At 45.2% G+C, this 23,471-nt stretch carries 20 protein-coding genes; 13 read left to right on the plus strand and 7 right to left on the minus strand.

The window, feature by feature from the left end; genetic code table 11:
• Positions 1-915, plus strand: a complete 915-nt coding sequence (galU, locus tag NSU15_RS02755; RefSeq protein WP_339291221.1) for a UTP--glucose-1-phosphate uridylyltransferase GalU — start codon at positions 1-3, stop codon at positions 913-915.
• Positions 916-1,279: 364 nt separating this feature from the next.
• Here galU and NSU15_RS02760 read toward each other — a convergent pair whose 3' ends face one another.
• The 3 genes from NSU15_RS02760 to NSU15_RS02770 all read right to left on the minus strand — a co-directional run bounded on the left by NSU15_RS02760 (position 1,280) and on the right by NSU15_RS02770 (position 4,259).
• On the minus strand, positions 1,280-1,846 hold the full coding sequence (locus NSU15_RS02760) for an FAD-dependent oxidoreductase (RefSeq protein WP_042123891.1): 567 nt from the start codon (positions 1,844-1,846) through the stop codon (positions 1,280-1,282).
• Between the two features lie 149 nt (positions 1,847-1,995).
• Positions 1,996-3,579: a HAMP domain-containing sensor histidine kinase gene (locus NSU15_RS02765; protein ID WP_339289049.1), complete on the minus strand. Its 1,584-nt coding sequence runs from the start codon at positions 3,577-3,579 to the stop codon at positions 1,996-1,998.
• A complete protein-coding gene (locus NSU15_RS02770; RefSeq protein ID WP_042123896.1) occupies positions 3,576-4,259 on the minus strand; it encodes a response regulator transcription factor in 684 nt (227 codons plus the stop codon). Before NSU15_RS02770 ends, NSU15_RS02765 begins: the two co-directional genes overlap by 4 nt.
• A gap of 464 nt (positions 4,260-4,723) precedes the next feature.
• Between NSU15_RS02770 and NSU15_RS02775 the strand changes: the two genes are divergently transcribed.
• From NSU15_RS02775 to NSU15_RS02785, 3 genes are all read left to right on the plus strand, one after another.
• Entirely contained in the window at positions 4,724-5,887 is a 1,164-nt protein-coding gene (locus NSU15_RS02775) for a glucose-1-phosphate adenylyltransferase (RefSeq protein ID WP_042123898.1), read from the plus strand.
• 122 nt (positions 5,888-6,009) lie between these two features.
• Entirely contained in the window at positions 6,010-7,113 is a 1,104-nt protein-coding gene (gene glgD, locus NSU15_RS02780) for a glucose-1-phosphate adenylyltransferase subunit GlgD (RefSeq protein WP_042123900.1), read from the plus strand.
• Between the two features lie 97 nt (positions 7,114-7,210).
• On the plus strand, positions 7,211-9,643 hold the full coding sequence (locus NSU15_RS02785; protein ID WP_339289052.1) for a glycogen/starch/alpha-glucan phosphorylase: 2,433 nt from the start codon (positions 7,211-7,213) through the stop codon (positions 9,641-9,643).
• A gap of 199 nt (positions 9,644-9,842) precedes the next feature.
• On the opposite strand, the gene NSU15_RS02790 is transcribed toward NSU15_RS02785, so the two are convergent.
• Positions 9,843-10,322, minus strand: a complete 480-nt coding sequence (locus NSU15_RS02790; RefSeq protein WP_042123904.1) for a GAF domain-containing protein — start codon at positions 10,320-10,322, stop codon at positions 9,843-9,845.
• Between the two features lie 227 nt (positions 10,323-10,549).
• Between NSU15_RS02790 and NSU15_RS02795 the strand changes: the two genes are divergently transcribed.
• The 3 genes from NSU15_RS02795 (at position 10,550) to NSU15_RS02805 (ending at position 13,090) form a co-directional block, all read left to right on the plus strand.
• Positions 10,550-10,822: a hypothetical protein gene (locus tag NSU15_RS02795; RefSeq protein ID WP_042123906.1), complete on the plus strand. Its 273-nt coding sequence runs from the start codon at positions 10,550-10,552 to the stop codon at positions 10,820-10,822.
• Positions 10,823-10,996: 174 nt separating this feature from the next.
• Positions 10,997-11,557, plus strand: a complete 561-nt coding sequence (locus NSU15_RS02800; RefSeq protein ID WP_042123909.1) for a GNAT family protein — start codon at positions 10,997-10,999, stop codon at positions 11,555-11,557.
• A 24-nt stretch (positions 11,558-11,581) separates the two neighbouring features.
• Positions 11,582-13,090 (plus strand): MDR family MFS transporter, encoded by a 1,509-nt coding sequence (locus tag NSU15_RS02805; RefSeq protein ID WP_339289055.1) that lies wholly within the window; start codon positions 11,582-11,584, stop codon positions 13,088-13,090.
• A 114-nt stretch (positions 13,091-13,204) separates the two neighbouring features.
• Here the strand turns inward: NSU15_RS02805 and NSU15_RS02810 are convergent, their stop codons facing one another.
• Positions 13,205-13,672, minus strand: a complete 468-nt coding sequence (locus NSU15_RS02810; RefSeq protein WP_042123913.1) for a MarR family transcriptional regulator — start codon at positions 13,670-13,672, stop codon at positions 13,205-13,207.
• Positions 13,673-14,016: 344 nt separating this feature from the next.
• Between NSU15_RS02810 and NSU15_RS02815 the strand changes: the two genes are divergently transcribed.
• The 3 genes from NSU15_RS02815 (at position 14,017) to NSU15_RS02825 (ending at position 17,562) form a co-directional block, all read left to right on the plus strand.
• Positions 14,017-15,360 carry an MFS transporter gene (locus NSU15_RS02815; RefSeq protein WP_339289057.1) on the plus strand — a complete coding sequence of 448 codons (1,344 nt, stop codon included), beginning with the start codon at positions 14,017-14,019 and terminating at the stop codon, positions 15,358-15,360.
• A 202-nt stretch (positions 15,361-15,562) separates the two neighbouring features.
• Positions 15,563-16,303 (plus strand): ABC transporter ATP-binding protein, encoded by a 741-nt coding sequence (locus tag NSU15_RS02820; protein ID WP_339289058.1) that lies wholly within the window; start codon positions 15,563-15,565, stop codon positions 16,301-16,303.
• The gene (locus NSU15_RS02825) at positions 16,300-17,562 is read left to right on the plus strand and encodes an ABC transporter permease (protein ID WP_339289060.1); all 1,263 of its coding nucleotides are present in this window, start codon (positions 16,300-16,302) and stop codon (positions 17,560-17,562) included. The genes NSU15_RS02820 and NSU15_RS02825 overlap by 4 nt, the downstream gene beginning before the upstream one ends.
• Positions 17,563-17,629: 67 nt before the next feature.
• Here the strand turns inward: NSU15_RS02825 and NSU15_RS02830 are convergent, their stop codons facing one another.
• Positions 17,630-18,898, minus strand: a complete 1,269-nt coding sequence (locus NSU15_RS02830; RefSeq protein ID WP_339289062.1) for an NAD(P)/FAD-dependent oxidoreductase — start codon at positions 18,896-18,898, stop codon at positions 17,630-17,632.
• Between the two features lie 178 nt (positions 18,899-19,076).
• Here NSU15_RS02830 and NSU15_RS02835 point away from each other — a divergent pair, with 178 nt between their 5' ends.
• The 3 genes from NSU15_RS02835 (at position 19,077) to nadE (ending at position 22,328) form a co-directional block, all read left to right on the plus strand.
• Entirely contained in the window at positions 19,077-20,798 is a 1,722-nt protein-coding gene (locus NSU15_RS02835) for an ATP-binding protein (RefSeq protein WP_339289064.1), read from the plus strand.
• 116 nt (positions 20,799-20,914) lie between these two features.
• Positions 20,915-21,349: a BrxA/BrxB family bacilliredoxin gene (locus NSU15_RS02840; RefSeq protein ID WP_042123923.1), complete on the plus strand. Its 435-nt coding sequence runs from the start codon at positions 20,915-20,917 to the stop codon at positions 21,347-21,349.
• Positions 21,350-21,518: 169 nt separating this feature from the next.
• Positions 21,519-22,328 (plus strand): ammonia-dependent NAD(+) synthetase, encoded by an 810-nt coding sequence (gene nadE / locus NSU15_RS02845; RefSeq protein WP_042123925.1) that lies wholly within the window; start codon positions 21,519-21,521, stop codon positions 22,326-22,328.
• Between the two features lie 120 nt (positions 22,329-22,448).
• Here nadE and NSU15_RS02850 read toward each other — a convergent pair whose 3' ends face one another.
• Entirely contained in the window at positions 22,449-23,270 is an 822-nt protein-coding gene (locus NSU15_RS02850; RefSeq protein ID WP_339289066.1) for an alpha/beta fold hydrolase, read from the minus strand.
• Between the last annotated feature and the right edge of the window lie 201 nt (positions 23,271-23,471).

The following is a 23,471-nucleotide window of genomic DNA, read 5'->3' on the forward strand; positions in this document are numbered from 1 at the left end:
ATCGTGAAGATTAGAAAAGCGGTTATTCCCGCCGCGGGCTTAGGCACTCGATTCTTGCCTGCAACTAAGGCTCAGCCAAAGGAAATGCTGCCCATAGTGGATAAACCGGCGATACAATATATCGTAGAAGAAGCTGTTCGATCCGGCATTGAGAGCATCATTATCGTGACGGGCCGCAACAAAAAGTCGATTGAAGATCATTTCGATAAATCAGTGGAACTGGAACAGACGCTTTTGGAAAAAGGAAAAGAGGAGCTGCTTCGTGAAGTCCAAGCGATTAGCGAACTGGCCAGCATTCATTACATTCGGCAAAAAGAGCCGCTAGGACTAGGTCACGCTATCCTTTGTGCGGAACAGTTCGTTGGGGATGAGCCTTTCGCTGTTCTGCTCGGTGACGATATCATGGTCTCGGAGGACCCGGCGCTACTGCAAATGATGAGACTGTATGAACAAGAGGAGAAGACCATCGTCGGTGTTCAGCAGGTGCCTCGGCAGGAGGTTCATAAATACGGGATTATTTCATCTAGTGGTTCTTTACAAGGCGTTCACGAAGTAAAAGGCTTAGTAGAAAAACCCTCCCCAGAAACTGCACCTTCAGAGAATGCGATTATGGGGCGATATATTTTGGAGCCTTCGATATTTTCGGTGCTGGCTAAGCTTGAGCGTGGTGCAGGCGGCGAATATCAGCTGACAGATGCTTTGCACGAGGTATGTCGTAATGAAGGTCTGCTGGCGTTGGATTTGATCGGACAACGTTATGATATCGGCGATAAATTTGGCTATATTCAGGCTACGCTGGAGGTCGGTTTGATGCGTGAGGAGCTGCGTCCATTGCTAGTTCCGTATTTGCAGAAGCTGGCGGCTAGTCTGAGGGAAGGTGAAGAAGTGGGGGCGTTACCTTGGGGTACACGCTAGGGATTGAAGGGAACTGTTCCAAATGACCAGAACATCGTTATTCGGCGGTGAGATTAGGTTGGTTTGGGGCAGTTTTTTTGCGTGTCGCGTAGAGAGAGTGAGCGGATAAGTGTACTGTATACAATTAAAAAGTGTATCATTCGGCTACGTATCGACTTAGTTGCACTTGATACACTTATTTCTTCGTAATCCAACGGAAATACATTTTTCGACTGTCTTTAGTTGCACAAACTACACTTAAAAAAGTCATAGGGGAGCTAAAGTATGAAATAGCTGCACCAAGTGCAGTTATATTTTGTTATATAAAAAATCCGGAGGACAGATTCCTAAGAATCGTCTCCGGATCTATGTTTTAAGTCATTGGTTAAGCCTTTAGCACATCATGATCCACGTAACGTGCACCGTTCAGCTCACTTATCACATTGATCGCTACCTTCGCGCCATCACCTGCTGTAATAATGGCATGTACACTTACTCCGGCAACGGTACCTGCAGCCCAAATGCCTGGGATATTTGTTTTGCCTTCTGCATCAACAGCGACTACAGTTTTGATTCTAGGCTCTGTACCATCTTTTGTCTCCACGCCAGCTTTAGCGGCTAGATCCGTAAGGGCACCCGTTGCAAGAATGACATGCTTCGCTTCATAAATGATTCCGTCTTCGGTTTCAATGACGAATCCGTTGCCGCTGGATGTGAGGTTGATAGCTTGTTCTGAAACCAGCTCAGCGCCAAATTTAACGGCTTGCTTATGTCCGGTTTCTACGAGATCAGGACCACCTACTTCGGAAATTCCATAAAAGTTCTCGAACCATCCTCTGCGGGTCATGCCCTTATCATTGTCGATCAGCAGCGTTTTTTTGCCCGCCTTGGCGGCGAACAGGGCTGCGCTTGCACCGGCGGGGCCGGCTCCAATTACGGCGATTTCGTACATTTTTTTGACCTCCTCAAAGTTTTGCGGAGCGTGGCTCCTTAGAATGGACAACATAGCAAAACTGGCATCGTAAGCATACGCTTAAGTTTTGTGAAGCAAAACTCGCATCGTAGACATAGGCTTAAGTCTATCACCTATTATAACGGTTGTTACTCTCTCTTGGCTAATCCTTCCTCACAAGGAAGGGTCACCCTAAAGGTTGTTCCCTCACCGAGGGTGCTGCTTACACTAATCTTGCCGTGATGTGCCTCGACGATAGACTTGGTAATAGAAAGGCCGAGTCCGGATCCACCGTATTTACGTGTGCGAGAGGAATCGCTGCGGTAGAAGCGATCGAAGATATGCGGGATATGCTCCGCAGAGAGCCCGCAGCCGTTGTCCCGTACCGTTAGAACGGCCTCATGTTCTCTAGCATGTAAAGAGAGATGTATGGTGCCAGATTCGGCATCCGTATGCTGAACTGCATTGTGGAACAGATTCAGAATCACCTGCTTAATCTTATTGGGCTCATATTTACCACGGATGCCATAGGAGATATCAAAGGTAACCTTGCGCTGATCCGCCAACAAGAGCAGATGTGGCTTCATTTCGGAAATCACTTCTCCGAGGAGTAAGTCTGTCATCCGCAGTTGAGGGGCGCCATCCATTCGAGCGAGTAGAAGTAAATCCTCTACCAGCTTGTTGATTCGTTTCGATTCGCCATGCATGCTTCGCAATGAATTGTACAGCTGTTCTTTATTATCCGCGGCACCACGCAGTAAGACCTCCAGAAAGCCGTGGATCGAGGTCAGCGGCGTTCTCAGTTCGTGAGAAGCATCTGCAGCGAAGCGGCGCATCTGTTCCTTGGCTTCCCGTTCATTATGAAAGGATATTTCGAGACGCTCGAGCATACCATTGAATGAAAGAGCCAGCTTGTCGATTTCGGCCTGTCCTTGATTAATTGGAAACCGAATATCCAGATTGCCGGCATCAATGATCTGGGCGGACTCTCCCATGTTTGAAAGAGGGACCAGCGTCTTTCGAAGAGCAGGCAAGTATAGGAAGAAGCCGGCCATTAAAGCAATCACTGACAAGCCTGCGTAGATCAGCAGCTGCTGCATGATCACATCCGTCAATGGCCCCGTACTCACACTCATTTGTACCAGCAGTCTAGTATTTCCGGGTCTATAGAGATTCATGAATATCGCTAGATGCTCAGTGCCGTCTTCAGCTTGGATGAGCTTATAATTTCCTGTTGCGCTATCGGTGGTGTGAGTAAACAGAGCATCGTATTGTTCGTTTGTTAGTCTTGGTGCAGCTATATCCGAGAGGGTCATTTGCTGTAAATCCCGGAAGATACCCTCCGAGCTGTACATGGCGAGGGTCGTGTGGGCATCAAGCAGAAGCGGACGCCTATTCTCGCCAGTTCGAAGTTCGCTTGGCATTTTATTCATGCCTTCTCTTCCCAAAGGGAGATTGCTACTATGCTCGGTGTTTCCCTCATTCGGAGTTGTAACGTCCTCGTCATAGGAATTGAAAAAGTTGAAAAACATCTCACGAGGAACAGAACGTATTTGCGCTTCCATAGACTCCGCTCTATTGCTGTATATGAAATCTCTCATGAGTATATATTGTAGTACTCCGATTAGTAGTAGCAATCCTGATAGAATGAGCAGTGAAATGGCTAGCAGCTGCTTGCGCAGGGAACGTGGTGCAGGCAGCTTACGAAACCATTTAGAGATGCGCGTACTCATAGATCTACCCGGTAGCCCGCTCCCCGCAGGGTACGGATAATACGGTGCTCCTTATCCCCGAGCTTCTCGCGAAGCGAACGGATATAGACCTCAACGATATTTTCCTCACCGCCAAAATCATAGCCCCACACCTTATCAAGAATCATGGGCTTACTCAGTACAAGACCGTGATTAATAACGAGATACTGCAGTAACTCGTATTCCGTGGGGGAGAGTTCAAGCACTTCTTCCTTGAAACGAATTTCTTTTCGGCGGCTGTCAATGCGGAATGGACCGCAACGGACCTCCCCTAGCAGACCCGGAAACTGATTGCGAAGCCGCGCTTGAATTCGGGCAAGCAATTCATCGAAGCTAAAGGGCTTGACCATATAATCGTCAGCACCAATAGTGAGTCCCTTGACCCGATCGTCCACTTCATCCTTTGCAGTCAGCATAATGACGGCAATTTCCGTCTCTTCCGAGCGAAGGTAATGACATAACTCGAATCCATCCATGCCGGGCATCATGACATCTAGGATGGCTACATGTGGCTTGAATTCAGCAGCGACAGAGATAGCTGTGATCCCGTCGGGTGCGGTTCTGACTTCAAACCCTTCGTTAAGGAGACCTAGCTCCAGAAATTGTAGTATATGAGGCTCATCATCTACGAGCAGTAGTCGAACGCCTTGGGCTGCTTTCATTATAGGTACCTCCAAATCAGTGATAGATAGCTACATTATGACATATTCGGTTGAATGTTTGCTGAAGATCCGTCCCTATGCATTACGATTAAATGAGTCGTTTTTTCTTTTGTGCTGATTCAAAGGGGTTAATTTAGTTATAAGTAATATTAATGTGTTTAATAACAAACAAGGTTAAAAAATTCGGATTTTCGAAAATGTGATAAAAGGGTTTTGACGGCGGATATAGAACACTTTACAATAAGGATAATCTCCTGATTTTGGCGAAAGATTCCCATTTTAGGTTAGATCATCCGATCGTGTTATATTTCCTTCCACGTTTTATTCAACTTTGTCCATCTTCCTATCAAGGCTCATTTCTTTCAAGTGTATTTCCTATGATTTCACTTCTTTCTGGAACTTCTGTTCATTCAACCTGTGCTTGCTGAACTTCATATCACCCATAAGTCAAGGGAGGCTTTTCCATGAAGAAAAAGGAAATGGTAGCCATGCTATTGGCTGGAGGCCAAGGCAAAAGATTGAAAGGTTTAACCAAATCGCTTGCCAAGCCCGCTGTCTATTTTGGAGGGACCTATCGGATCATCGACTTCCCTCTAAGTAACTGCTCCAATTCAGGTATTGATACAGTTGGTGTGCTGACTCAATATGAGCCGCTTATCCTGCATTCTTACATCGGAGTAGGCAGTGATTGGGATTTGAACCGTAAGAACGGTGGGGTATTCGTATTGCCACCGCATGAACGCGAGAATGGAAGCAGTTGGTATCGGGGAACAGCCGATGCGATTTATCGGAATCTTAAGTTTGTGGATCAGTTCGATCCAGAGCATGTTCTTATTTTGTCCGGTGATCACATTTATAAAATGGATTATCACGCTATGCTTCAATACCACAAGGAAAGAAACGCCGATTGCACGATTTCTGTAATTGACGTTCCGCTGGAGGAAGCCAGCCGATTTGGAATTTTGAATACGGAGGACGATCTGAAGATTTACGAATTTGAGGAGAAACCCTCTCAGCCCAAAAGCACACTAGCTTCTATGGGAGTGTATATTTTCAAATGGGAGATTCTTCGTAAGCATCTACTGGAGGATGGGGAGAATGTAGGATCATCCCATGACTTCGGCAAGGATATCATTCCTTTAATGCTGGAGGACGGAAACTCCTTATTTGCCTACCCTTTTGAAGGATATTGGAGAGATGTAGGTACAGTAACCAGCTTATGGGAAGCGAATATGGATTTACTGAGCGATACCCCACCGCTTAATCTAAACGATCCCAGCTGGCGCATTTTTACACGTAATCCGAATCAACCTGCCCAATATGTCGCCCCTGGGGCGAAAGTGTCAGGCTGCATTATTAATGAAGGCTGCATTGTGCATGGCGAAGTGAATCACTCGGTCCTTTTTTATGGCGTAGAAGTGGGTGAGGGAAGTGTAATTACGGACTCTGTGATTATGCCTAAGGTTAAGATTGGCAAGAACGTACGCATTCATAAAGCGATTATAAGCGAGAATACGGTAATCGACGATTATATGGAAATAGGCATCGAACGGGAGAATGAGAATGAAATTCTGCTGATCGACAATAAAAGCAAGAAGCGAAAATCAGTTGTAGCCAAAACCATATAATCAAGCTAAAACGCCTTCGGCGTCCTTCTAAGGACGGTAAGCGTTTATGCGAGATTTATAAGGATAAAGTATATGGTGAAACTTATACTTTCTTATAAATTATAAGAGGACGGTGGATTCCGATGAAGCAACTCATGGGTGTAATTAATCTGGATCATGAACTCGATAAACTAAATGAACTCACTTATTTCCGCTGTGGCGCAGCCGTACCTTTTGCCAGTCGTTATCGGTTGATTGATTTCGTGCTTTCTAATATGATGCGTGCAGACTTAGAGAGCGTCGGTCTGTTCGTCCGCCGTAAATACCGTTCTCTAATGGACCATCTGGGTGATGGTAAATCCTGGGATATGAACCGCAAACATGGGGGCCTATTCATTTTGCCTCCGGACTGGAACGATCCAACGGATACTTCTCTCGGGGACTTACAGCATTATCATAACAATTTGGATCTTTTTAAACGGGGATCTGCTAAATATATCGTGTTTTCCGGCAGCCAGCATATCAATACGATCGACCTCCAAGACTTGTACAGCTACCATCTGGAGAAGGGCGCCGACGTTACAGTGGTGTATAAAAAGATTGAGGAACTGCAGCCAGAGCATGATCTATGCCAGCGTATTGAAGTAGACGAAGAAAATAAGGTAACCAATATCCATCATGAGAAGGACCATCCTAATTTATATCTGGATATCTTCATTATGGAGAAGAAACTGTTCTTGGAGCAGGTGGAGCATTGCATTGCGCATGGAGAGAGTTATTTTTTCCGTGATGTAATTCAGAAGAACCGACACAAATTTAATATTGCCGCATACGAATATCATGGCTATCATGCCGTAATTAATTCATTGGAGAGTTATTATAAGAACAGTTTGGAACTGCTCCAGCAGGAGAATTACTTCAGTTTGTTCAAAGAAAGTCCGGTACAGACGAAGATTAAATATGAGGCTCCAACCCGATACTTGGAGAGTGCTAATGTCAGCAATTCACTGGTGGCTAACGGCTGCATTATTGGTGGAACCGTGGAGAACAGCGTGATTTTCCGGGGGGTTCAAATACGTAAGGGCGCGAAAATCATCAACTCTGTAATTATGCAAAAGTGCGTCATTGAAGAGAATGCAGTCATTGAGAACGTGATTATGGATAAAGACGTACATTTGAGTAAGAATCGAATTCTTGTTGGAGATAGCAAACGTCCATTCGTCATCGCCAAGAGCAGCAAGATCTAACGACTGGATTAGATGAACTAAGCAGTATTAACCTATCTGATCTAATGGCACAGTCTACTGCACTTCTAAAAAAAGCATTTGTCAGGAGGACCTACTGTTGTTTAACGATAAAGAATCTTTCAAACAGGTATTCCGTGAGACCCTCATTGGTAAATTAGGTAAACCACTTGAGGAAGCCTCGAATGCCGATGTCTATAAAATACTAGGCAACATGATACGCGAGAACGCCGGGAAAAATTGGGCAGAAACCAACCAGAAATATAAGATCGATAAAGATAAGCAGGTTTACTATTTTTCAATGGAGTTCTTGATCGGTAGGCTTCTGGGGAACAATCTGCTGAATATGGGCGTACTGGAAGTAGTACGTGAAGGCTTAGCGGACCTTGGCTTCTGTTTGCAGGATATCGAGGAGGAGGAGGCGGATGCTGGGTTAGGGAATGGAGGTCTAGGTCGTCTGGCCGCTTGTTTCCTGGATTCACTCGCCTCTCTGCAATATGCAGGACATGGCTGCGGCATACGGTATAAATATGGCCTGTTCGAGCAGAAGATCGTCGATGGGTATCAGGTGGAACTGCCTGATTACTGGCTGCAGAATGATAATGTATGGGAAGTGCGCCGCGAAGACAAGCAGGTTGAAGTTAGGTTCTGGGGGGTTATTGAGACCCGCGAAGAGAACGGGCGGCTTATCTTTGAGCATAGTCAGTATGAGGCCGTTCGTGCAGTTCCATATGATGTTCCTATCATTGGGGCAGACCGCCGGCATGTGAATACACTGCGAAACTGGAGTGCGGAATCCATTACACAGCCTTCTAGAACCTTTGGTTCCTTTGCTGGGACGGATTATCATAAGTTTCTGGAGTATAAGCGTTCTGTAGAATCCATTTCGGAGTTCCTGTATCCAGATGACTCTCAATACGAAGGCAAGCTGCTTCGCCTGAAGCAGCAGTATTTCCTCTGCAGCGCGGGGCTGCAAAGTATATTGCGAACTTATGCCAAGCTTGGGCTCCCTATTGAATCGCTGCCAGACAAGGTAGCTCTCCATATTAATGATACACATCCAACGCTGGTGATTCCTGAATTGATGAGGATTCTGATGGATGTACATGGCTTAGGGTGGGATGAGGCATGGAGTATCACGACGCGTATGGTCTCTTATACCAATCACACTATTCTGAGTGAAGCGCTTGAGAAATGGCCTATTCAAATGGTTAGGGAGCTACTGCCACGTATTTTTCTAATTATTGAAGAGATCAATGCCCGTTTCTGTGGCGAGCTTATGAGTCGTTATCCGGGGGATCAGGATCGAATTGCGCAGATGGCGATTATTCATGATGATCAGGTCCGGATGGCTCATCTGGCGATTGTAGCGAGCCATAGTGTCAATGGAGTAGCGGCGCTGCATACAGAAATATTAATGAAGCGCGAGATGCGACTTTTTAATGAAATGTATCCACACCGTTTCAATAATAAGACGAACGGAATTACCCATCGGCGATGGTTACTGCATGCCAATCCGGACCTGGCTAATTTGATCAATCAATCGATAGGGACCCGTTGGGTGAGCCATCCTCAAGAAATGATTGGCTTGATTAAATATTGTGAGGATGCTTCCTTCCAGGAACAAGTAGCCAGTATTAAGCGCCAGAATAAGCTGCGTCTTGCAGAGTACATCTATAGTAAGCATTCGGTACATGTAGACCCCGATTCTATCTTTGATGTACAGGTGAAACGTCTGCATGCCTATAAACGCCAGTTGCTTAATATTTTGCATATTCTGCATTTGTATAATCAGATCAAAGATAATCCTTCGATGGATATGGTCCCGCGCACGTTTATATTCGGAGCAAAGGCAGCACCAAGCTATCATCTGGCGAAGCGGATTATCAAATTAATTAATACAGTTGCAGAGGTAGTCAACAAAGATCCGGATGTTAAAGGAAAGATTCGCATCTTTTTCCTTGAAAATTATTCGGTATCCCTAGCAGAAAAGATCATTCCTGCGGCGGATATCAGTGAGCAGATTTCTACCGCCAGCAAAGAAGCGTCAGGCACCGGGAATATGAAGTTTATGATGAATGGTGCATTGACGGTAGGTACGATGGATGGCGCTAATGTGGAAATGCATGAGATGGTGGGGGACAACAATATGTTCCTGTTCGGACTTCGTGCTGAGCAGGTCATGGATTACTACCAACATGGCGGTTATCATGCGCGTGACATTTACAATGGGGATAGTCGTGTGAAAGAAGTACTGGATCAGTTAATCAAACCAGGACCTATATGTTGTCATGCTACGGAGTTTGAGAGCATCTTCCATTCTCTTCTGGATAATAACGATGAATTCTTTGTGCTTAAAGATTTCGCTAGTTACGTTGAGACGCACGTTGAAATTGATCGGGCATATCGTAACCGACAGGAATGGCTAAAGAAGTCCATTATTAACATTGGTCATTCCGGTAAATTCTCCAGCGATAATACAATTAGTCGTTATGCGGCAGAGATTTGGAATATAAGCCCAGTTCGACTGTAGGCCATCGGAAAAAAGCTGTCTTATAAGTAGGTAACTCCTACAAATAAGACAGCTTTTTTAAAAATATAAGACATAAAGTATAAGTTTCACACCATACTTTATGTCTTATATTTCTCGCTTAAACGCTTACCGTCCTTATGAGGACGACGAAGGCGTTTAAGCTTGACCTATCAGAAAGTATATATTTGTGAGAGGATTTTTAGATAGCTTCCGATACTAATGCTGCGAACCGCTCCAGAAACCGGCGTTCTTCATCATCAAAGCGATCCTTGAGCGGACTATCGATATCCAGTACGCCAAGCAAGCGGTCATCCTTTATTAAAGGCACAACAATCTCGCTGTTAGAGGCTGCATCACAGGCAATATGACCTGGGAATGCATGTACATCTCCTACTACAAGCGTGCGTCGCTCTGCTGCTGCCGTTCCGCACACCCCGCGGGATAGTGGAATTCGAATGCATGCAGGGAGGCCTTGAAAGGGTCCGAGTACTAGCTCCTTACCGTCAAATAAATAAAATCCAGCCCAATTCGTATCCGGCATAGCGTGTTTAAGCAGTGCCGAAGCATTAGCTAGATTGGCTGTAGCACTTGGTTCGTCCTTCATCAATGCTTCGAGTTGGGTTAGAACGGCTTCAAACTGCTCGCTGCGCGTTCCATCATATGGCATAGCTTGAAACATGAAGCATCACCTTCCTGTACTTTAAAGTCAATATGAAACCATAACTGTAACTAACAACATAGTACAGCTATGTGGGGTACGTCAAGACACAACATTGTTTTGTAATATTTTGTAGTACGCTATGATCTGTATAAAGTGTTGAGCCCTTACGATGATGTTTCCAATGAACTGTCATAGGGTAATGCAAGAGTAAATACCGAAGGCTTTGTAGCCAGAAGGAGTGGAATATGCGCGCCGATGTACAGAACTTGTTCATAGGAATTCACATGCTTTATTGTGCACATGATAAAGATGTGACGATCTCGGAGATGCTGCTCGGACTGGAAGACATGGGGTATCGTGTAGGAGAACGCGAAGTGAAACAGGAATTGGAAAAGCTGACGCTGGACAACTTTCTGACTGCACATAGTGAAGGGTACAGTATCACTGGCACGGGTATTGAAGAGTTCAAGGATATTCGAGCCAAACTTCAGGTGTTGTGTAGTGAAGTCGTGAATTGACGGAATGGAATCATTAATCGGTAAGGTTATTAAAAAGCGTTTGGATCAAGTGGTGAGTGTGCCGCCTGATCCGGGCGCTTTTTACAATATAAGATGTTAAAAAATTAGAACTTTTAGCTTAAGGATATACTCTTGAATGATGTATAATTGATAAGTTGAAGGGGGGGCGGAGAATTGTATCTATGCAATGGAGTGACACCTACACTGTTTGGTAGAAGATTAAAATTATGTGCTATGACTACTGAGCATGCTTCAGCATTATTTCAGGTATGGTCTCATCCGGACGTTTCTCTCTGGCTGGGTGCACCGGCGTTATCTTCTATAGAAGAAACGAAACAGCTTATTGAACTACTATCACAGATGGCTCAGGAAGATGAGAGCTTACGTTGGAGTATTATTGGACCTGGGGAGGAAGTCATAGGTAGCTGTGGTTATAACCATTGGCAGCTTCAGGGAGCTTACCGTGGTGAAATAGGCTGTGATCTGTCACCTGCCTTTTGGGGACTTGGATATATGAAAGAAGCGCTTGAGCTTGTACTCGATTTTGGCTTCAATATTATGGGCTTGAATCGAATAGAAGCACTTTGTCATCCTGATAATATCCGTGCGGAGAAGCTGGTAAATGCGCTTGGATTTCAGAAGGAAGGCGTATTGCGTCAATATCGGCAGATTGATTCCGGCTTTCAGGATGCTGCTCTTCATGCTCTGCTGCGCGAGGAGTGGCAATTCACATAATACATAAAGAGAGGGTTTGGAACATTGAAGTCAACAGGGGATTTAGAACGCAAACTAATATTAACAGGGGTACTACTGGCTACGTTTCTGGCCGCTATTGAGGGGACTGTAACGGGGCCAGCGGGGCCGGCGATTGTTGGCGATTTTCAGGGAATGCAGTGGCTGAGCTGGATATTTACTTCATATTTATTGGCAATGGCTATTACAACACCTATTTTCGGCAAAATCAGTGATCTATTCGGACGCAAGCCTGTATTCATGTGGGGAGCGGCTGTTTTTTTATTAGGCTCATTATTATGCGGCATATCGCAAAGTATGGAACAGCTGATCCTGTTTCGCGCGATACAGGGGATCGGTGCGGGTGCACTTATTCCAATGACCTTTACGATTATCGGTGATATTTACAGCATTGAAGAAAGAGCAAAGACGCAAGGGTTGCTAAGCTCTGTTTGGGGGATTTCCTCTTTGGTAGGGCCGCTGCTTGGGGGCTATGTTGTCGATTACTTAAGCTGGCGCTGGGTATTTGTATTTAATCTGCCATTTGGTGTGTTGGCAATGATATTTATTGCGCGCTACCTGAAGGAAGAGAAGGTGCGTCGGAAGACACAAATCGACGTGGCAGGCGTTCTTCTTTTTGCAGCAGGGATGGGGGCTCTACTCTTTGGACTTTCTACGGGAGGGCAGAACCTGGCATGGACCTCTCCATTACTACTCGCAACACTGGGTGCAGCGGTTATCCTGCTAATCCTGTTTCTGTTTGTGGAGCGCCGTGCACCAGAGCCTATGCTTCCGCTGAACCTATTCTCAAATCGTAACATCGCGGTATCAACGGGTGCTAATCTGCTGGTAAGTACATTAATTATTGGACTTTCTACGTATATTCCCTTATGGGTGCAGGGCGTATCAGGAAAAAGCGCTGCGATCTCAGGCTTGCTGCTTGCTCCAATGTCCGTAGGTTGGATGTTTGGGTCAATCGCAGGTGGACGAATGATTCTGCGGGCAGGTTCTCGCCGAACTGCAATGCTTGGATTGATGATGATTGCTGCCGGAGCTATTGGTCTGGTTTTCTTGACCGGAGAGTCTTCGCAGCTAATCCTCTTATGCTTGATGCTGGTCTGTGGAGTAGGGTTCGGATACTCCTCTACGGTCTTCACGATTATCGCGCAGTCCTCGGTTGCGTATGATCAACGTGGCGCATCCACAGCGCTTAATGCATTTACAAGGTCACTGGGTCAGACCATTGGGGTGGCTATATTTGGTTCCTGGCTGAACTTGAATATTGATCAGCTGCTGCGAAAACAACCAGATTCAAACGTTACAGGTGATGACATTAATAAGTTGCTTGGCTCGCATACAGGAACTAATCTGTCTGGTGAAGTATCAAACAGTTTGCGTGGTGCACTTGAAGGGGGACTTCATTCGTTATTTATCATGATGGCAGTTTTCGCGGTGTTGTCGTTAGTAATATCTTGGGGTTTGCGCAAGGGTGTACCTTCCGTTGAGGACGCTACTTCGTCTTTGAAAAAGGCATAATTCATTCTCTAAATCACATAAAGAAGCCCGACCAGGCATTTGCCGGTCGGGCTTCTTCGTGTGAAAACAGCTTGTCTAACAAATATGAAGTGAAAAGCAGCCTAGACGCTAGTTCTACTTACGGGGAAGAGGGGAAAGCTTCTCAGCTTGCAGGCCCATCTTCTTGAGCAGAGTGATCATTTGTTCCTTCTCTTCATCATTCAGTCCACTGAATGCAAGATGAAGACGCTCTGAGTATTTCGGATACATCTCATTCATGAGACGTTCGCCTTCCGCTGTCAGTTCTGCGAAAATCACACGACGATCACTTGGACAAGGCTTGCGTTGCAAATAGCCACGTTCTTCGAGCTTGTCGATCACGTAAGTCACGTTACCGCTTTGTAGCAGCAGTTTAGCTCCAATTTGTTGAATGGGCTGTGGTCCCTTATAGTACAACACTTCCATGACGGCAAAGGCAGTAGGATTAAAACCTTCGATTTTGCTGCCGGTAACAGCATGCTCATTAATACTCTTGAATGATTTGGCAAATACCCGGTACAAATGTAGTGTTAATTGTGTATCACGTTCATAAGATTGTATCATGCTTCTCCACCCTCTATCGTTAATCATGTGAACTCGTCGCACGTCTGTAATCATATTAATTAGTGCACGGTTTACCTGTGCAACGAACTTTGAGATAACAATAGAATACGTGAAAGATTGAATGAAGAACATGTGATTTGTCACAATGAGCAACTTTTAATTATTAAAAATCAAACAATTTTTTGAAGATGTTGAAATTGAATGTTTTTTGACCTCAGTCTCTGATAGGATCTCAATTTCATCCCCCGGTTCAAGTACTATTTACGCCTCCAGACGGATGAATGATAATCTCCAATATTTTACTATTGTTTCATTGAGAAATAGTAACGGGGAGTGAAGTAAAGATGGAGGAACATCGAATTCATGATTTAAAAGAAAGTAAGCTAACCGCAAATAAGCCGTTCATGCTGCTTATCGCCGCACAGCTTGTATCGAATGTAGGAGACTGGTTACATATCCTAGCGCTACTGACAATGGTTGGGTTCAAATGGAATGCTACACCGTGGGAAATTACGGCTATATCTTTATGTATGGCTGTACCTCTGTTGTTAGGAGGCCCCTTTGCTGGTTATTTAAGTGATCGTTTCAACCGAAAGGCACTAATGATTGGTTCGGATATAGCACGTTCAGCGATTGTGATTTGCTTAGTATTTGCAGGCTCGCTGTGGCAAGTCTATGTGCTGCTACTGGCAAAGGGATGTATGGATGTGCTATTCTCACCAGCCAAAAGCGGAAAGATTAAGGAACTTGTTCCCGCGGCCCAGATGGATAAAGCGATGGCGCTTAGTTCATCTATAGAACAGATAACAAAAATTGTGGGCCCCGCTCTCGGGGGATTGTTGGTGGCAGCCTTCGGAATAGCTGCTTGTTACATGATTGACTCTGCTACTTTCATTTTATCGGCGATCATTTTGGTTGGATTACCGCGAATAGCTGCGGTGAAGAAGGAGAATGCAGAAGCAAGCACAGGGGAAACTGAGGTGCGTAAATCCTTCCGCCAAGAAATGTCCGCGGGTCTGCAGGTGATCGCAGGAATGCCTGTGGTGCTCTGTGGAATTGTTACGTTGATACTGGTACTGTTAATGCTGCAGATCGGTGACTCTCAGATTGTAACGTTATTCCGGGAAATTCCAGGTGTAAACGGTGATTTGCTGGGTTGGTGTGTAGCAGCGAGTGGCCTTGGAACCTTACTATCAGCGCTGTTTGTGAGCCGCGTAGGCAGTGGCAAGCATCCGCTCATCTTTATGGGATTAGGGGCTGTAATCATGGGAGCTGTCTTCTCGAGTGCAGGGATCGTAACTGCTCACGGTCAGGCAGGAATCTGGATGAACATTGCTTTGTTTGGGTCCTTCATGTTTGCCGGTGTGGGTGCAGGACTAGCGTTTATACCCTTTAATTCGATGCTCCAGCAACGGACACCTGCAGAATACACGGGACGTGTGTTTGGGACCATAGGCAGTCTGACAAGCGCGGCCGTCATTCTAGGACCCGTAGCCGGTGGAGCTTTAGTGACAGCATCAGGTCCAGTGTCTGCCTTTATTCTATCTGGTCTGCTTACAGGAGTGCTGGGGCTGGGGTTGTTAATGCTGCGTGGCAAAATTGAGCGCAGGGATGAGGCGGCTATCAAGAAGCTGGAGGGAGCAGCAGCGACGAATAACATGGATCTTGTAGGACAGACCTCCCTTTAATGGGAGGTTTCTTTTGTTCGCTATTGAGCAGGGCTTAAGTTATTATTGTGAAAAAAGCAGCTTGATTATTTTCAGGAAAAATATATAGTACGATTAGATAAGTTTCGATTGCCTCTGTTGACCATTCGAATATCATTCATATACGTTATAGAGAATGCAATCTATAATAGTATTTATTAGAAGTATCTAGGAGATGGAGAGTATGGAAAAAGAAGAAACAATAGTGGATACCGAGAGCTACGACGACATTGTACTCGATGTTGAGATCGATGAAGCTGGCTATGAGGCGGGAGATCCTTGCATATTCGATATTTCTTTTCAGGTGAAGCGAGGGCAGTTGCTCGGACTGATCGGACCTAATGGTGCTGGAAAGAGTACAACCATTAAGACCCTGCTTGGTTTGCTGAAGAATACCAAGGCTAAGGTGTCTTTTAGCGGAGTTAATAAATCTTACGCTTATGTACCGGAACAGCCTGTGTTTTATGGGGATTTGACGTTGTGGGAGCATTTGGATTTAGCAGCCGCTGCTTATGGACTGAAGTATGAACAGTTCGAAGAAACTGCAGAAGGGTTGCTGAAGCAGTTTGGTATGGGCCATGTACGCAATGATCTTCCAGCCGGGTTCTCAAAGGGCATGAAACAAAAAATGATGCTAATGCTTGGTTTTTTGGTACAGCCAGATGTTTATATTGTGGACGAGCCGTTTATCGGTCTAGATCCTCGCGCCACTAAAGATTTCTTGCGACTTCTGGAAGCAGAGCGGAAGCGAGGGGCAGGTGTATTAATGTCTACGCATGTACTGGATACTGCAGAGAAGATATGCGATGATTTCGTACTGATCTCTGGGGGAAGGGTTGCCGCCTCGGGAACACTCGAAGATATACGTGATTATGCTGGACTGCCGGAGGCGTCGTTGTTTGATTGCTTCGACGAACTGACATGAGTAAGCAGGGACAGCGGACGTTTGCTTTTTCTAACGCCAAACAACTATTCAGACGGCGGCTATTCTCTCATTGGCGTGAGCAATCCGCTATTATTCGTACAGCGGCTGATTGGACCGTTCTCTTATATATTCTTATTCCCGGGGGATTGCTGGGAGGGCGTTTGTATTATGGTTTCTGGAATGAGGCGCTACCGGCTTGGAGTGTGAATCTGCCGTTTATGTTCATTCCTTCATTATTAGTGCTCCTGATCTGCAATGGGGGATTGGTGCTATTATTGCAGGAAGGGGACCTATTATTTCTTAGACAACGGCAGCGATGGATTAATACGATCGTATTTCGCGGATTGCTCTACAGCCTGTTTGTAACCTCGCTTAAATTCTGTGTTGCTTTTGCACTGCTATTGCCCTTTCTGATTCGGGGATTTGAAATGACTTCATTTGAGGTATGGTCGCTCTTCGCTCTGACCTTGGCGTGCAGCTGGTGTGTTAAGCTACTTGGGCATCTTGTAAAAGTACAGAAGCAAGGTTGGCGGCGCTGGTTGTGGCTATTCCTGGCGATCTCCGTCCCAAACGCTATTTATTTCAGAGTAGCTAGCCTTTGGAATGATCGCCCGCTCTTCATATTGCTGAGTGCAGTTGTATTTACAGTCGTTGCGATTATCGCTTTCCGTTGGCGCTTATTGATGCGCGGGACATTTATGAACGATGTGCGAGAAGACTACAAGCAGCGGATGAAGATTGCAGCCATTCTGCTCCGCAATGTTCTGGATAAACCTCGTCCGACTCGCCATAAGCCGTGGATTTTCCGGAAGTCACAGCCTTTGCTTAAATCAAAGACTGCCGAGAGCCGTTTCTCTGCGGCAGCGATTAAGGCACTCGTACGGAATCCGGCCCATTTGAAGCTTTACTTAGCTTTTACAGCCGTGTCCGCCGTAGCGATTCTTATTATTCCATCGGGTTTCAAATGGCTGGGATTTGTAGTGTTAACATCACTCATGACTTTTTGGCTGTTCTCGTTCTGGTCGTTGTTTGTTGGTGATGATTATATTGGGATACTACCGTTTACGAAAGAACAAAAGGCTGAAGCGGGGATGCATGCGGTCCCTATTCTATTGCTTCCCTTTACAATGGTTTCCTCCGCACTAATCTGTCTCTCTTTGTATGGATGGTGGGGGATCATCCTGTTTGTTCCGGTTGGATACATGGTAGGACTCTTTATTAGCAGAATATTTGGTACGTTCCGTTTAGGGAAAGAATGATAGATAGACATAAAAACAGCGTGAATTGAGAAGCCTCTCAAATCACGCTGTTTTTAGTTGCATCGTTTTAGTTAAGTCTTAGATCTGCGGCATGTTTGCCTGCTGTATAACCGGTAGAGAAGGCGGCTGTTATATTGTAGCCACCGGTATAACCATGGATATCGAGCACCTCACCGCAGAAGAATAGCCCTTGCATAAGCTTAGATTCCATTCTTTTGGGATCGATCTCCTTCAGATTTACCCCGCCTCCGGTAACAAAGGCCTCGGACAGGGAACGGGTACCGTGAACATAGACGGGCATCCGTTTTAAGATACCTGCTAGAGCAAGCAATCCATTCTTGGATACATGATGGCCCGTTATATCTCCATCTAGGTCAGCTTTAGCTAATAAGAGAGGGATGAGACGTTCTGGCAGCAGCCCCTTCAACGAGTTGCGGATCGCTTTCTTCGGTTCCTGCTCCAGCTTGTCCTGCACCATAGCTTCTACTTCTTGTGCATTCAGATCAGGGAAGAGGTCGATGGACATCTCGACAGTGTCTGTGCCGGATTTACGTTGGACTTGTCTCAGAAATTGACTGCACCGCAGAGCAATTGGTCCCGATAATCCAAAATGAGTGAAAATCATATCTCCACGATGAGAGATAACCTTCTTTCCTTTAGGATTCCAAACAGTTAGTGCCACATCGCGCAGCGACAATCCTTGCAGCTCACCGGATTTAATCCACTCTTCCCGTGAAATAATCGGTACCTCTGTCGGGAACAGCTCAGTAATGGTGTGGCCTGCGGCTTCCGCCCAAGGATACCCATCTCCAGTAGAGCCGGTCTGAGGCACGGACTTCCCGCCGGTGGCGATGATGACAGCAGCAGTGGAGATCGTTTTACCCGAGCTCAGCTGAACGCCCTTAACAGCCCCTTCTGCATATATTACATGTGAGACAGGGCTGTCCGTCATAATCTGCACGCCCAGACTTCGTACTTTGTTAATTAAGGCGGAGACGACGCTGGATGCCTTATCGGAAACTGGAAACATCCGTCCGTTGTCTTCTTCCTTTAATGCAATGCCTAAGCCTTCAAAAAAGGCAATGATATCTTGATTATTAAAATGGTCGAAGGCGCTATACAAGAAACGCCCGTTTCCGGGAATATGGGAGATCAACTCATCTCTCTCCTTGACGTTCGTTACATTGCAGCGTCCACCACCAGATATCCCAAGCTTTCTTCCTAGCTTAGCTCCTTTATCAATCAGTAGTACGGATGCCCCGTGTTCTGCTGCAGCCACGCTTGCCATTAATCCTGAAGGGCCGCCACCTATGACGATCACATCGTAGTTGCTCATGAAATTTTACTCCTTTACATGTTAAGACACGGGTATTGCTCCGTGTTTTCCTAACGGAATCATACCATTCTGACTCTCATGTAACCAGTCTTCTCCTTCTGCTTAGTGATTATCGTTGTCAGGAGAGTAAACCTGTGCTTTAATCTAGACATGTAGGGGAATTTGTCCATTTTGGGGTGTGATTGTAATTATTGGCGCAATCAAGGATATATTTTTGCAAATATCGGCAGCATGCTCCTTTCTTTTTCTAATTCAATGGTGGGTAGACCAAGGGCTTGTGGCTCGAAAAAAAGGTAGTTTCCCGGATAATCAAACTTTTTTGGTTATGGCTTGTACATTAAGCCTTATTCTGTGCACTCTACTTTCGACGACTTTATTCGGTATTGCTTATTTGAATTTAGGGATGATCCCTGCTTATATCGGTATTTTATATGGAACTGTACGTTCAGGTATTTTGCTGTCCATCTTTTTGCTCGTCTGTAATATATTCATCGCAGAGCCGACAGGAATAAGTAATATGATATTAAATTCAGGAATATTATTATATCCGTTGCTGTTTGGGCTAGCTAAGCCTTTTAAGAAGGGCACAGTGGTAGAGAAGATAGGGATGTTATGGATGGTTCTTTGTCCAAATATGTTATTCATTGCACTTGTACCTATTATAGGCGGTAAAAATATATATGAGTCTAATTCTAGCGAGTCACTTTTGATTACTTTGTATCTGTTTTTCACCATCGCACTTGGTGGTATTTTTGTTTATTTTGTTGAAATGGCCTGGAGTAGGTGGCGGGCTAAGGTACATATGGAAACTAAAAGTGATAATTTTCAGTGGGAGTCTGAGAAGCTGCAGCAGATTACAAACGTAGTTCCTATAAGTATTATGTCTCTGGATGATTACGGAGTCGTGACCGAACTAAACGATTGTATGTTGGGAATGATAAGAACTCATTATCCTCATTTGAGAAGAGAGGATATCATTAACAAGCCAGTGAGGGCATTTTTTAATGGTTCGGTGGATGCTGAGGCGTATAAGCGTGTAGGGGATAACATCCGCGGAAAACGACGTTCCCATGAGCGAATGACTCATGAGTCGCGAGTTTATCAAATTTATTCAGCACCGCTAGTGAATACCAACACAGCATTATCTGGTGGGGTTGTACTCATTGCGCAGGACATTACGGATGAAGTGAAACTCCGCTCAGAGCTGGATCATGTAGAACGTCTAAGCTTAGTAGGACAGATGGCTGCTGGAATTACCCATGAGATTCGTAATCCTATGGCGGTAGTTCGTGGATTTTTGCAGCTGATGAGAGAAAAGAGTTCAGATGATCTGGATTCTTATTATCAGATCGTGTTAGAGGAGCTGGATCGGGCGAATAGTATTATTAACGATTTCTTATCGCTGGCGCAGAGCCGGATTTCAGATAAGGAGAAGGTGCTATTACACCGTATTATAGAAGAAGTCAGTCCGCTGCTGTGGGCGGATGCTAATCTTCGAGGTCAAAGTGTGGAGCTTAAGCTAAACGCATCCATTCAAGAATTGGAGTTAAATATTCGGGAAATAAAGCAGCTCATTCTTAATTTAGGACGCAACGGCATGGAGGCTATGGGACCCAAGGGGATTCTGACACTGGAAACACACAGTACTCAGGATAAAGTGGAGCTGATTGTAAGAGATAGAGGGATTGGCATGTCGGAAAGTCAACGAGAGAAGTTGTTCTCCCCCTTTTTTACAACGAAAAGGGAGGGCACGGGTCTAGGTTTATCCTTGTGTCTGAGTATTGTGGAGCGGCATAACGGTAAAATAAATGTAGAGTCTGTAGAAGGAGAGGGTACAGTGTTTACCATCTCATTCCCTTTAGTAAAGGAAGAATATAGCGGAGCCACCCTTACGGATTGAATCAGGTTACTGTAGCATCTCTTGCTTTCACAGAGTATGAATGTATAATAAAGTTAGTAAGTACTGCTGTAATGTTATCTGACAAAACAGTAATTAGTGAAGGAGAGTGCAGAGAAATGTCCATGTCTTTTAATCAATATATGAGAGATTCAATTCAGCCTATGCGTGATGACCTTACAAGCATTGGGTTTCAGGAGCTTATGACTCCAGAAGAGGTGGAAGCCACTCTTCCTACTGCAAAAGGTACGGCACTTGTAGTTGTGAATTCGGTCTGTGGTTGTGCCGCTGGACAATGTCGTCCTGGTGTAGCTGAGGCACTGCAAAATGAGATTACTCCGGATCACTTGTTCACAGTGTTTGCAGGTCAAGAGAAAGAAGCCACTGCTAAAGCACGTGAATATTTTGCTCCTTATCCACCGTCTTCCCCTTCCATCGCATTGATGAAGGATGGAGAGCTCGTTCATTTTATTGAACGTCATAGTGTTGAGAATCGTTCGGCTGCTGAAATTTCTGCTGAATTGAAAGAAGTCTTTGAACGTTTTTGCCAGTAAAAAAAGTTATTCCATTCAATCTCGCATCAGTCGGTAATTCGGCTGTTGCGGGATTTTTCAAAATATAAGAGCGATAATGGGATAGAATATACTTAGAAGCATAGTGCTTCACTTGGTATGGATATTTTGATGGATATGGAACCATTTCTGATGGAACGGGGTGTGGTTTGTGAGTTTACAGAAAGAAATTATTGCTGATCTTGGCGTGAAGCCAACGATTGATGTAGAAGCAGAGGTTCGTAAACGGGTTGATTTCTTAAAGTCGTACGTGCTGAAAGCAGGTGCCAAAGGATTATTGATCGCTATTAGCGGCGGGGTGGACAGCGCGGTAGCAGCAGGTCTATGTAAGCAGGCTACGGACGAGTTGTCAGCACAGGAAGGCACAGAGTATATTACGCTTGGCGTATTCCAGCCATATGGTGTTCAAGAGGATATCCAGCACAGTTACGATGTCGCTAAAGCTTTTAATCTGACCCATACAGTAGAGACTAATATTGAGGAAGCTGTAAATGAAATTGCGCTTGAGGTTGAACATGGTCTGAAGTCCTTGGGACAACATCGCCATATGACGCATCAAGGCAAGGGTAATGTTAAAGCGAGAACACGTATGGTTATGCAATATGCGCTCTCTTTTGAGAACAATCTGATTGTAGTAGGAACGGATCATGCTTCTGAGGCTATTACGGGTTTCTACACCAAGTGGGGGGATGGGGCAGTAGATATTACACCTCTATCCACGCTTAACAAACGTCAGGTTCGTCAATTAGCTGCTCATATCGGTGTACCTGCGGATATTGTCACTAAAGCACCTACGGCAGGCTTATGGCCGGGGCAGACGGATGAAACCGAGCTGGGGATTACTTATGATGATAATAGCGATTATCTGGAAGGCAAACAGGTTAACCCTGAGGTAGCGGAGAAACTCGAGAATTATTATCGGAGAACGGCGCATAAGCGCAATGTCATTCCTGGAATTTAAGAATAGGTTGAAATTGAAACCGCCACAGGGACTGCGTAGTTGCAGAACTCGTGGCGGTTTTTAACATATCAGAAAGAATATTTGGGGCCCCCTTGGGAGATTGGTAGACTATAAGAAGAATTAGTCGGCAAGCATCTGAGTGATAAAATTAATGGTTGCAGCAATGGCAAGCTCCAATTGTGGAGTGGTTCCAGCAAAAGGATGCACAGTGCAGAAGGTATGATTTCCCTCAGGAATCTGCACCCAGTTAATATCCGGTCGAATTATGGTGAGTTGTTCAGACCCTTGCAGGAGGTGTGCGCCATCCTGACTGCCTTGAATAAGGACTACCGGGAAGGTCGCTGTCTTCATGCGCTCATGGATGTTATAGCGTTCTTTATGGTTCTCCATATCTTCTAAAATAACAGCATCCAGCGGCATTTGTTGTCCAGTGCGTCCATTAAGGACATGGGTACGCCCAGTTTCCTTCATCTCCTGCTTCTGTTCTTCCGTCAACAAATCGAGCTTCGTAACCCCGTTCCAGGAGATGACCCCTCTAACTTCATCGGGATGGTCAAGCGTATAGACCAGACTAATTCCCCCTCCAAGACTATGCCCAAGAAGGAATAATGGCAGGCTGCCAAATTTCGGGTGCTGGCTAAGATAGGACAACAGTATTTCCATGTCCTTCAGCTCACGACGAAAAGTGTTGCGGGCGAATTTCTCAAGCTCAGTAAAATGTAGCAGATCCTCTCCAATTCCAGCATGAGAGAAATTGAAGGTGATCACTTCATGATCTTGGCTGAGAGCAGTGGCTATGTAAGGAAACATCCCCCAATCTTTGAAGCCCTTGTAACCGTGTGCAATAACGATAAGACTCTTAGGCACGCCTTGAGCAGGAAAATGCGAGCAGCGGATTACAGCGTCTTCACCAGCTGGTATTTCGAAATTACGATGCTGCATAGGGTAATCCCCTCTTTCTAATATATAAATGAAGTAAATCAGTAAGTCCATCACGAAGGCGCCTGAATGGACTTCCAAAGCATTTTCTTTTAAGATAGCAGAAAGAATCTTATAGCACTATAATTTAAAATTGAAATGAATGACCTGTATAATGATCATACCATTATTGAAGTAATATAGGATACACGTCCATAAGGAGCG

Source organism: Paenibacillus sp. FSL E2-0201 (assembly GCF_037963325.1).
Classification (GTDB): domain Bacteria; phylum Bacillota; class Bacilli; order Paenibacillales; family Paenibacillaceae; genus Paenibacillus_AQ.

Excerpts from the sequence above, each read along its gene's own strand:
- NSU15_RS02760 (WP_042123891.1), bottom strand. The coding sequence starts at position 1,846 with ATGTACGAAATCGCCGTAATTGGAGCCGGCCCCGCCGGTGCAAGCGCA.
- NSU15_RS02765 (WP_339289049.1), bottom strand. The coding sequence starts at position 3,579 with ATGAGTACGCGCATCTCTAAATGGTTTCGTAAGCTGCCTGCACCACGT.
- NSU15_RS02770 (WP_042123896.1), bottom strand. The coding sequence starts at position 4,259 with ATGAAAGCAGCCCAAGGCGTTCGACTACTGCTCGTAGATGATGAGCCT.
- NSU15_RS02775 (WP_042123898.1), top strand. The coding sequence starts at position 4,724 with ATGAAGAAAAAGGAAATGGTAGCCATGCTATTGGCTGGAGGCCAAGGC.
- glgD (WP_042123900.1), top strand. The coding sequence starts at position 6,010 with ATGAAGCAACTCATGGGTGTAATTAATCTGGATCATGAACTCGATAAA.
- NSU15_RS02790 (WP_042123904.1), bottom strand. The coding sequence starts at position 10,322 with ATGTTTCAAGCTATGCCATATGATGGAACGCGCAGCGAGCAGTTTGAA.
- NSU15_RS02795 (WP_042123906.1), top strand. The coding sequence starts at position 10,550 with ATGCGCGCCGATGTACAGAACTTGTTCATAGGAATTCACATGCTTTAT.
- NSU15_RS02810 (WP_042123913.1), bottom strand. The coding sequence starts at position 13,672 with ATGATACAATCTTATGAACGTGATACACAATTAACACTACATTTGTAC.
- NSU15_RS02815 (WP_339289057.1), top strand. The coding sequence starts at position 14,017 with ATGGAGGAACATCGAATTCATGATTTAAAAGAAAGTAAGCTAACCGCA.
- NSU15_RS02820 (WP_339289058.1), top strand. The coding sequence starts at position 15,563 with ATGGAAAAAGAAGAAACAATAGTGGATACCGAGAGCTACGACGACATT.
- NSU15_RS02825 (WP_339289060.1), top strand. The coding sequence starts at position 16,300 with ATGAGTAAGCAGGGACAGCGGACGTTTGCTTTTTCTAACGCCAAACAA.
- NSU15_RS02830 (WP_339289062.1), bottom strand. The coding sequence starts at position 18,898 with ATGAGCAACTACGATGTGATCGTCATAGGTGGCGGCCCTTCAGGATTA.
- NSU15_RS02840 (WP_042123923.1), top strand. The coding sequence starts at position 20,915 with ATGTCCATGTCTTTTAATCAATATATGAGAGATTCAATTCAGCCTATG.
- NSU15_RS02850 (WP_339289066.1), bottom strand. The coding sequence starts at position 23,270 with ATGCAGCATCGTAATTTCGAAATACCAGCTGGTGAAGACGCTGTAATC.